This window comes from Burkholderia sp. AU45388, from assembly GCF_030481585.1.
Taxonomy (GTDB): Bacteria; Pseudomonadota; Gammaproteobacteria; order Burkholderiales; family Burkholderiaceae; genus Burkholderia; species Burkholderia sola.
This window is the reverse complement of sequence record NZ_JAUJPV010000083.1, coordinates 1-579: the sequence shown is the minus strand read 5'-3', so window position 1 is coordinate 579 and position 579 is coordinate 1. Positions and strand designations below refer to the sequence as shown.

At 68.6% G+C, this 579-nt stretch carries 1 pseudogene; it reads left to right on the top strand.

What is annotated here, in order from left to right:
• A pseudogene (locus QZM72_RS35755) lies at positions 1-579 on the top strand (glycosyltransferase family 2 protein); the annotation flags it as partial.

Genomic DNA, 579 nt, shown 5'->3' with positions numbered 1-579 from the left:
CGACACTCGGCGCACTCGTGATCCTGTATCACCCGAGCGACGCGCAGCTCGACGCGTTGCGCGGATGGCGGCACGCGTGCGACGCGCTGCTCGTCGTCGACAACACGCCTCGGCGCGACGCACGGGCGCGCGAACTATGCGCACGCGAAGGCATCGCGCTGCTGCATCACGGCAATCACGGCGGCATCGCGGGCGCGTACAACGCGGGGCTCGCGGCGTTGTTTCGCGACGGTATCGACGCGGTCGCGCTGTTCGACCAGGATTCGTCGGTGCCGGCCGCGTATTTCCCGACGATGCGCGATGTCTGCGCGGGGCTCGCCGGGCGCGCGTTCCTGGCCGGTCCGCGCATCTTCGACGAGAACGCACGCAGCTTCCTGCCGGAACTCGCCACGAACGGCATCGGCTTGCGCCGCCTGCGCATCGAGCCGGGCACGCCGATGCAACGTTGCGCATTCCTGATTTCGTCGGGCTGCGTCGTGTCGCGCGACGCGTTCGACGTGCTCGGCCGCTTCGACGAGACGCTGTTCATCGATCACGTCGATACCGAATACAGCTTCCGCGCGCTGTCGCGCAACGTGC